The following is a 9,288-nucleotide window of genomic DNA, read 5'->3' as shown; positions in this document are numbered from 1 at the left end:
ACTCATCATCCAAATACCAGTTTTCACCACCATCAGTTGTATAGAAATATGGGGTCATTCCTTCTATTGTGGCACAGCCTATCGCCCAGCCTAAGTTTTCATTCAGAAAAAATATACGATCTAAATAAGTGAAGTTTTGTAGGTCAAGCTGTATTTCCCACTGGGCCTTTGAATAATGTGGTATAAACAACAGGAATAGCAGAAAAAATTTTAGCTTCGTCATAGCCTCATGATTTTTTTTGTTAACGAATTAATTTGATTGTTTAAGGTGTATTTGATTGCGATAAAGTAAATACCAGCAGGGTGATTTGACAAGTCGATGGCCAGATTGTTCAATTGGTCAATTGTTATATTGTCTAATTCAAAAACAGGTTCACCGTATAGGTTCGTTATTAATAATTGGCATAATATAATTGGTGATGGGAGAGCAGTTTTCATCGTGAAAATACCGTTTGCGGGATTTGGGTAGATGGTGAAGAAGTCTCTTCCAGGTTTATTTTCTTTCACATCCTCAATACTGAGACTGTCGCCATTGGTTGTGTGGTAGATATGGTCAAAGCCTATGGCCCAGCCGGTATCGCGGTTTAGCATCTGAATATCCCAAATAGGTACGTAAAACTCCTGTTGCATTTGCCAGTCTTCGCCACCATTATTAGTAAAATATATGGCTCCATATTCTGGTTCCACTGAACCTATCCACCCTGTTGTATCATTGATAAAATATATACAACTTAATATGTTTGGTTCTGGTGTACCTGCTATTGTTTGTTCTTCCCAGGTTTCGCCGTTATTGTTAGTATGTAGAATAAGATATTCATATGGCGTCCTTCCCACGGCCCAGCCATTTAATTTGTCATAGAAATATATATCATAAAATGAATAATGTGTATTTTTAGATAAATAAATGGTATCCCATAATACTCCTTGATTTTCAGTTTTCATTATAGCAGTATAAGTATCATCATTTATATAATCATGTATCACACCTCCTCCATAGCCAATACAGTCATTTAAAAAATAAATGACTTCTATTTGACTAGTTAAAGACAAAAATACTTGTTGCAATGCCCATGTATCTCCTCCATCAAGAGTATGCAATATATTACCTTCACTATACTGTCCAAGCGTAGCCCACCCATTATTTTCATCCACAAAAAACAGATGAATCACATTTTGAGTGGCAGGGGTTTGTATGCCGGTCCAGGATTGGCCGCCGTTTACCGTTTTATAAATTACGCCGTAGCCACCGGCAATAAAGCCGGTGTCGGGATTTACAAAAACGATGTCGGAGCCTTCTATATTATACCACTCATCATCCAAATACCAGTTTTCACCTCCATCGGTCGTATAGAAATAGGGACTTAATCCTCCTATTGAACCACCTCCTATTGCCCAACCTAAGTTTTCATTCAGAAAAAATATACGATCTAAATAGGTGAAGTTTTGTAGGTCAAGCTGTATTTCCCACTGGGCCTGGACATTAGCTATTGAACATAGCAGAAAAAGTAAAAGAAGTTTAAATGGCTTCATTGTTTTATAATTTTTTGGTCATATAGCAAATTTGATGATTTGATTGCTTGTTGCATATTTTTCCGTTAAAGCATCAAGTAATAAATAATAATCTGAATCGATAAAAATAATACCCACTTTTATTTCAAGATCCATTATCATGCGATAACTTCTATTATTACTTTATCTATTAATACCAAAACACCCAAAAAGGTCGGGGTAAAAAGTGAAAAATTTTTCAACAAAACGAAAAATATTTCATAAAGTGCTAATAATCAATTGTAAATTTTTTTAAAAAATAAATTATTTATTCTATAATAAAATATTTTTACACGTGGCCTGAGAAATCAGATTAGTTACCTTTCTTTAATTACTCTTGATAATCTGTACTGATTTTCCAGTCCATTTCTATATAATCGGATTGGGATCCTCTTCTGTTGGGTGTCGATAATGGGTGGCTAAAGATAGTCTATATATTGAAGAAAAGCAAATATTTGGGGAAAAATGATTTAATTAGGCGATTGTCAATGGCCAATGGAACGATTTATCAATTAGTCAATTAGTCAATTAGTCGATTAGTCAATTTGAATATCGAACATCGTCTAATTGACAATCGCCTAATCAAAATCCTACACCCTGTAATTCCTGTATTCCCCGATCCTCCAGCCGGTCATTTTTTCGATGGCGTGGAGCAGGCGTGTTTTTAATGAGAAGTGCCTTTTTGTGGGATCGAATGAAAAGGACCAGTTCATTTTTTGTATCCTTTCTTGCATGACAGCGGGGTGTGTGCCATCGAAACGGGAGAGGGAATCGATCCTGGAATAATCGAATTCGCCGGTAGGTGGCACCTTCTCCTGTATCCATGTGTCGTCGTGCCAGTATTTGTTGAAGTTCAGCAGCTTATCCTGCTGTACCGACGGTGGTTTAACCCAACCGTAATGGTAGATCCAGGCATCGATGGCTTTGACGCGGAGCTGTCTGTTATCTCTCCTGAAGCCCTGTGCATCACGGTACGACCGTATGCCCGGCAAATTGCGAATGACACGGACTTCACGTCGGTACCAGTTCCTTGAATCGCCAGAATAATCATAGGAGCCATAGAAGTGTATGTAACGGAATAGCAGTCCTTCAATATCTTTACTGTTCAGGTATTGCTCCATGGCTTGCCGGATGACGGGAAGATATTTTTCATGTACCACCTCGTCGCCCTGGATATAGAAAGCCCAGTCAGCATCGGCCGAAATATGGCTCAGGGCTTTATTTGTCTCTTCGGCCAGCACCTTTCCACCTTCACGCAAAGAATCATCCCATATCGTATGAATGATCCTTATTTTAGGTGAACCGATGGATTTAAGCAGCTCCTCTGTTTCATCTTCTGAATTTCCCAGTGCCACGATAAACTCATCACATACCGGCAGGATAGAAGTGATGGCTTCGACAATTGGATAGTCGAATTTTATTGCATTGCGGATGAATGTGAAACCACTGACCTTCATGGATCAATTCCGTTTATCAGAAACCTATGATGCCGGTATAATTCTCAGGAGTGATTTTTTTCAGCTCTTTCCTGACTTTAGCAGGGATATCCAGGTTGTCGATAAACGTCTGAATAGTTTTCTTGTCGATCTTCCGGTCGGTTCGTGTCAGGTTTTTGAGGGCGTCATAGGGATCAGGGTAGTTCTCCCTGCGAAGGATGGTTTGTATGGCTTCTGCCACCACAGCCCAGTTGTCATCCAGGTCTTTCCTTATCTTTTCTTCATTCAGGATGAGTTTGCTCAAACCCTTGTCGAGCGACTTAAGTCCGATGAGCGTATGTGCAAAGGGAATCCCGATATTTCTGATTATGGTGGAATCGGTCAGGTCCCGTTGAAGACGGGATATGGGAAGCTTTGCCGACAGGTGTTCGAAGAGGGCATTGGCAACACCCAGATTACCTTCGGAATTTTCAAAGTCGATGGGATTGACTTTATGCGGCATCGTGGATGATCCCACTTCGCCTTTTTTGATCTTCTGCCTGAAGTACTCCATTGAGATGTATGTCCAGATGTCTCTATTGAGGTCGATGAGAATCGTGTTGATCCGCTTGATGTTATCGCATAAGGCGGCGAAGTTGTCGTAATGTTCGATCTGGGTTGTGGTTTTGAGCCGCGATAAGCCCAGGGTATTATTGACAAATTCGTCGGCAAACTTTATCCAGTCAATTTCAGGATAAGCAACGTGATGAGCGTTGAAGTTGCCGGTTGCACCACCAAATTTGGCGGAGAAGGGAATTGTCTCGAAGAGCCGGAGCTGATTTTCGAGGCGTTCGGCGAATACATAAATCTCTTTGCCAAGGGTCGTTGGCGATGCAGGCTGGCCATGTGTATGTGCCAGCATCGGAACAGCTTTCCATTCACTGGCTAAAGCCTTCAGTTTTGTCAGCAAATCACTGAAAAAAGGTTCCAGCACATCCTGCCAGGCATCTCTCACAGTCATAGGAATAGCGGTATTCGTAACATCCTGCGACGTTAACCCGAAATGAATAAATTCCCTGAAATCACCCAGCCCCTTTTCATCAAATTTTTTACGGACGAAATATTCTACGGCTTTCACATCGTGGTTGGTGATCTTTTCAATGTCCTTGACCGATTGGGCATCCTTAAGGTCAAAATTGATATAGATATTTCTCAGTTCATCGTATTTTTTTTTGTCGAAATGCTTAAGCTGAGGCAGTCGCAGGTTGCAAAGTGCGATGAAATATTCGACTTCCACCAGAATCCGGTAACGGATGAGTGCAGCTTCGGAGAAATAGCCTGCAAGAATATCTGTCTTATCCCTGTATCGACCATCGATAGGAGAAATGGCATTGAGTGGCGTAAGTGTCATTGGAATGATATTTTTATCAAAAATAATGAATTTAGTTGTTATTACAACGTCAGGTTTGTAAATGAGATGTATCTGTGTTGTTCCTCATTATTACGGGGCGGGTGAATAGATCTTGCTTGCCTTAGCTATGGAGTAGGCTGCGAAAAATCCTATTGCCCCATTGCTGATATTGCCTTTGATATTAGCAGGTGGGCCGCTGAATAGCGGATTGCTGTAACCTGATTCCATCTGTGCCTGCCAGATGAAATTGGCATATTCTTCGGTGATGCTTGACATTCGCAGGGTGATGGTATCGCCGGGTTTAATCTGTTGGTCCTCATGCTTGTTATCCAGAAAACCGACGGTGACACCGTTTGTATATTTCCCATTATACAGGATATCATCTACGACAAACTTTTCAGATAAAGTGTCGGTGAGCAGTATGTTATTTCTGAAGATATCGAAGATATAAAAGTCGGTGGTCACCGGATCCCTGGCCCAACATTGTATCTCCCATGCATCCCAGCGGTCATTATAGAAAATACCTATGGAGTCGATAGTACCAATAGCTTTCATATTGCTTGATGCGGAATAATTTTGCTGTCCGGCAATAGCTGCCGGCAACCCAATATTCAGTGAATAAGTTTTCCCTGCCCCTCCTATAACATCCGGGTCGGTACAATACGTTCCCGGTTGCGACGAGCTCTCAGTGAGATCATAAGTTGTATCACCATCACTGATTGTCACAGTTGCTCCTGATATCACTACATCGGGCTCTCCGCCAAGAAAGCTGCCCGTTTTACTCAGTTTTACCATGTGTGCCGTGGCTTCGTTAGTGATTGCACCATCCACCACGAGACGTGTATAGGATTCATCCAATTGCAGCTCAATGCGCTCAGTACAGCCAGGCAAAGCGATAATGAAAATGAGGAATGAGAGTAAAATCCTGAAGTTTCCAATCCCAGCATTGAAATGCTGGGTGAGGATCCCAGCATTAAAATGCTGGGTAAGATATATACTATTTAGTATTCTTATTGCCATCAGAAATGAAAGTTATAGGTGATCGACGGCACGATGCTGAATAAGTATGTTTTCTCCGCATAGAGTGTATTGGGATCATTCTCTTCCTGTTTGAAGTTAATCACCCAGGTGTTGTGGCGGGCATAGACATTATACACCGAGAGATTCACTTCACCATGCCAGAAACGTTCCGGTTTATTTCTGCCCCTGTATGTCACCGACAGGTCGAGCCGGTGATAATCCGGTAGGCGATATGCATTCCTGTCGCTGTAGATAGGCAGTCTGACGCCCTGGTACCATGCACCGCCAGTAGGGAACGTCACCGGTGCGCCGCTCATATAGACCCAGTTGGCTCCGGCTGAAATCCTGCTGCTAAAGTCATAGTTTAGTACTATGGCGATGTTATTGGGCCTGTCATAGGGCGACAAATAAGTCTTACTGTCATTGATTTCCTTGATCGAACGTTCTGATCGCGAAAGGGTATAGCTTATCCATCCGGTGAGTTTTCCTTCGACCAGTTTCACGAGAAATTCGAGTCCATAGGATTGGCCTTCACCGAAACGCAGTTCGCCTTCGTACTTGGAATTCAGGAGGAGGTTCGCATGGTCTTTGAAATCAATGGCATTATGAATCTTCTTATAGAAACCCTCCACAGATGTCTCGACAGTATTTTGCCGGAAGTTCCTGAAATAACCCAGTGCTACCTGATCTGCAATCTGAGGCTTTACATTAGGAGAGCTGGGGAACCAGATATCCAGTGGCGTACCGGCAGTGGAATTGGAGGCCAGGTGGATATATTGCCTGTTCCTCGAATAGCTGACTTTGATGGAGGAACGTTCGTCTATAGAATAGCTCACTGCCATGCGTGGTTCAATCCCATAGTATGTGTTGAAAATCTCTCCTTTGGGATAAACGGTCGAGTCGATGACCGTATAGTCGGCATTAAAGTTATAGATCACACCGGCTCCGAAATTATTGAAGAGGGAAAACCTCAGCCCGTATTTCAGTGTCCACAGTGCTCCGATTTTTTGTTCATTGCTCACATAGATGCCACTTTCAACAGAATGGTTATGAGGCACTTCAAAGTCGCTGAAAAAAGCCTGTTCACCTATACCTTTTGCGCGACCGGGGTAAAAAATATGGTATATGGAACTGATACCAAATTTAATGGTGTTGTCAGGATTGAGATAATACCCAAAATCGGCTTTAAGGTTAAAGTCTCTCAACTTGGCATCCCATATGAATGAATTGGCTTGGCCTTCGGGTACACCCAGGCTATAGTCGAATTTACTGTTTATAAAAGTGAAGTTGGAAAATAGTCGTCTTGAGAACAGGTGATTCCACCGCAGTGTAAAGGTCTGGTTACCCCAGCTCATGCGAAAGTCGGCATTCCTGAAAATGTCTTTTCCTCTGTAAGCTGAGAAGAACACTCGGTTGTTGTCGTCAATCCTGAAGTTGATTTTTGCATTCAGGTCATAAAAATACAGTACATTATCCCTGAGGGCTTTATCTTTGGCAAAATTCAGGAAAATATCAGCATAGGTTCGTCGTCCTGAAATCATGTAGGATATTTTATCATTTAAGAGCGGTCCTTCGAGCGTCAGTCGGCTGGAGATGGTGCCAATGCCGCCGGTAGCTGATATCTTTTTCATATTACCCTCTTTCATACGCACATCGAGGAGTGATGACAGGCGTCCTCCATACGCTGCGGGTATATCGCCCTTATATAGGGTGACATCTTTAATGGCGTCGCTATTGAAAACAGAGAAAAATCCCATCAGGTGTGAAGCGTTATAAACTGAGGCTTCGTCGAGGAGTACCAGATTCTGGTCCGGGCTGCCGCCTCTGACTATGAAACCTGAGCCGCCTTCACTGGTTGACTGTACACCGGGTGTTAATTGTATGGCCTTGATAATATCCACCTCGCCCATCAACGCCGGAATACTTTTGATTGTTCGTGCGTCCATCTTGAATGTGCTGGTTTCGGGCTTTTTCAGGTTCTCGCCCAAGGGCTTGCTTTTGATCTCCACTTCCTTTAGAGTTTCTTGCTTTAATTCAAGCTCAATGTTGAGTGTAATATTCTGATTAAGATCGATTATTTTTTCGACAGATTGATAGCCGACATAGGAATAGACGAAGGTATAACGACCTTCAGGAAGACTCAGCGAATAAAAACCATAGAGATTGGTGGCTGTCCCGGTTTGACGTTCCCGTATATACACGGATGCGCCCAGCAGCATTTCACCATTGCTTCTATCGGTGATATTGCCGCTTATTGTATGAAGTGCGGTTACATCGGCATGGGCGGAATCAGGATATATGCTGATTCCCATGACAATAAATAATAATATACCCGCAAATATTTTTAAAATTCTCATGCAGTAAAACAGGAATAACGAATAAACCGGTAAACAGGTATGTCTATTTCCTGAAACCTCCGAAGAGAAGCGTAATGGATGCTTCAGGACTGCTGATTTTGCCTGAATCATAATAATTTACCCTGTCACCCTGGCTGTTGATATAAGTTTTATCAAGCCCGGTAACTACCCTGTATCCGGCGGATACATTCAGTTTAAACCATGATGTCAGATTGAGCTCCACTTCAAATTGCGGTATCACGACAAAGACATTATCGGAGGCTTTATAATCCATGTGTTCATCAGTATAATATTCATCATAAAGGGCGACTTGCCCCCAGCCGAGTTTCGTGCTTAGCCCGGCGTGGACAGCTTTGGTGTACTTATGGATGTATCCCAGCCATAAACCCCCATGGCCAAACGAAATACGCGGTTCATCGATACCTACCCGGTCCTTCAGATTATACATATAATGTTTCGTGGTCAAGCCTTCGCCATAACCGCCTAAGAAGAATGTCTGGTTAAAAAGTACACCGCCTCCACCGCCAACAAATACCGCGAATTGTTCATTTATTGCCGTTAATTCGACAATCGGCCCTCCAAAACCGGAGATATGAATATTGCCGCTGGAAAAGAGATATTGTGGCGTCTCATCTTCCTGGGCATACACCTGGACTGATAATGAGATCAGAAGAACCGGTAAAAGGGTTAATAAAGTTTTTTTCATAATTTTTTATTTTTTGGTGACACAATTTTATCAGGATATATCAGAGGTCAATACATTGCAGGTTGTTTTAATTATTTTTAAAAGACAAAATTATTATTAAAGGGTTGCAAATATACCTGTGAAATATTCTTTTCACAAAGGGGTAGTGAAATTTATTTTATTCTGAATAAAGGTTTGATCTTCGCAATCCAATCTTTGATTCTTTTATCTGTCAACTCCGGTTGATTGACACTATCCAGCAGCAGTCCGACGAATGTGTGTTCTTTGAGAGCTTTTGATCTCTCAAATTCATAACCATCTGACAGGGTAATGCCTGTTAGGGTAGCACCCCTATTTTCAAGCAGTTCAGCAAGGATACCGATCGCATCACCAAAACTTTGGGGATACCCTTTCTGGTCGCCATGGCCAAAAAGGGCGAAGGTCTTGCCTCTCAGATCCATATCTTCGAGGGCAGGGACGAATTCATCCCAGTAGTTTGGCAGTTCACCATCCCACCATGTGGGGACGCCAAGTATCATATAATCATATCTGAGAAATTGTTCATCGGTGACCTCTTCAACATTAATCCGGACGGCATTATTTTCGCCGAGTTCCCTGAAGATAATGTCAGCTGCAGCTGCTGTGTCCCTGGCATTGAAGCTGTATATCAGTGCGATTTTTTTCATGAAAAGTCAGTGTGTGATGCATTATTTCTAACCTGAATAATTCATAAATCCAAAATTCGGATAAAAAGCTATACTATTTCCAGGACGAATACAAAAAATTAGGCAAGCTGGGATAATTTGTAAGATATTGATGCAGTTTTTGTTTTGACAAAATTCATTGTTCAGG

At 42.1% G+C, this 9,288-nt stretch carries 8 protein-coding genes; all 8 read right to left on the bottom strand.

Annotation, left to right across the window (positions count from 1 at the left end):
* On the bottom strand, positions 1-223 hold a 223-nt coding region (locus tag NT175_12030), incomplete at its 3' end, for a hypothetical protein (GenBank protein ID MCX6235422.1).
* The gene (locus NT175_12025) at positions 220-1,530 is read right to left on the bottom strand and encodes a YCF48-related protein (protein ID MCX6235421.1); all 1,311 of its coding nucleotides are present in this window, start codon (positions 1,528-1,530) and stop codon (positions 220-222) included. The genes NT175_12025 and NT175_12030, both read right to left, overlap by 4 nt.
* Before the next feature lie 608 nt (positions 1,531-2,138).
* Entirely contained in the window at positions 2,139-3,005 is an 867-nt protein-coding gene (locus NT175_12020) for a glycosyltransferase family 2 protein (protein ID MCX6235420.1), read from the bottom strand.
* Between the two features lie 16 nt (positions 3,006-3,021).
* A complete protein-coding gene (purB, locus tag NT175_12015) occupies positions 3,022-4,374 on the bottom strand; it encodes an adenylosuccinate lyase (protein MCX6235419.1) in 1,353 nt (450 codons plus the stop codon).
* Between the two features lie 90 nt (positions 4,375-4,464).
* Positions 4,465-5,394, bottom strand: coding sequence for a DUF4249 domain-containing protein (locus tag NT175_12010; protein MCX6235418.1), 930 nt, complete (start codon positions 5,392-5,394; stop codon positions 4,465-4,467).
* Positions 5,394-7,706 (bottom strand): TonB-dependent receptor, encoded by a 2,313-nt coding sequence (locus tag NT175_12005; GenBank protein ID MCX6235417.1) that lies wholly within the window; start codon positions 7,704-7,706, stop codon positions 5,394-5,396. The genes NT175_12010 and NT175_12005 overlap by 1 nt, the downstream gene beginning before the upstream one ends.
* Positions 7,707-7,794: 88 nt before the next feature.
* Complete coding sequence (locus NT175_12000; GenBank protein ID MCX6235416.1) at positions 7,795-8,457, bottom strand: hypothetical protein; 663 nt, start codon at positions 8,455-8,457, stop codon at positions 7,795-7,797.
* A 152-nt stretch (positions 8,458-8,609) separates the two neighbouring features.
* A complete protein-coding gene (locus NT175_11995) occupies positions 8,610-9,122 on the bottom strand; it encodes a flavodoxin (GenBank protein MCX6235415.1) in 513 nt (170 codons plus the stop codon).
* Positions 9,123-9,288 lie beyond the last annotated feature (166 nt).

The sequence above is a fragment of the Bacteroidota bacterium genome, from assembly GCA_026391695.1.
Lineage (GTDB): Bacteria > Bacteroidota > Bacteroidia > Bacteroidales > JAGONC01 > JAPLDP01.
This window is presented reverse-complemented; position numbering and strand designations above follow the sequence as displayed.

Excerpts from the sequence above, each read along its gene's own strand:
- NT175_12000 (MCX6235416.1), bottom strand. The coding sequence starts at position 8,457 with ATGAAAAAAACTTTATTAACCCTTTTACCGGTTCTTCTGATCTCATTA.
- NT175_11995 (MCX6235415.1), bottom strand. The coding sequence starts at position 9,122 with ATGAAAAAAATCGCACTGATATACAGCTTCAATGCCAGGGACACAGCA.
- NT175_12025 (MCX6235421.1), bottom strand. The coding sequence starts at position 1,530 with ATGAAGCCATTTAAACTTCTTTTACTTTTTCTGCTATGTTCAATAGCT.
- NT175_12020 (MCX6235420.1), bottom strand. The coding sequence starts at position 3,005 with ATGAAGGTCAGTGGTTTCACATTCATCCGCAATGCAATAAAATTCGAC.
- NT175_12005 (MCX6235417.1), bottom strand. The coding sequence starts at position 7,706 with ATGGGAATCAGCATATATCCTGATTCCGCCCATGCCGATGTAACCGCA.
- NT175_12010 (MCX6235418.1), bottom strand. The coding sequence starts at position 5,394 with ATGGCAATAAGAATACTAAATAGTATATATCTTACCCAGCATTTTAAT.
- purB (MCX6235419.1), bottom strand. The coding sequence starts at position 4,374 with ATGACACTTACGCCACTCAATGCCATTTCTCCTATCGATGGTCGATAC.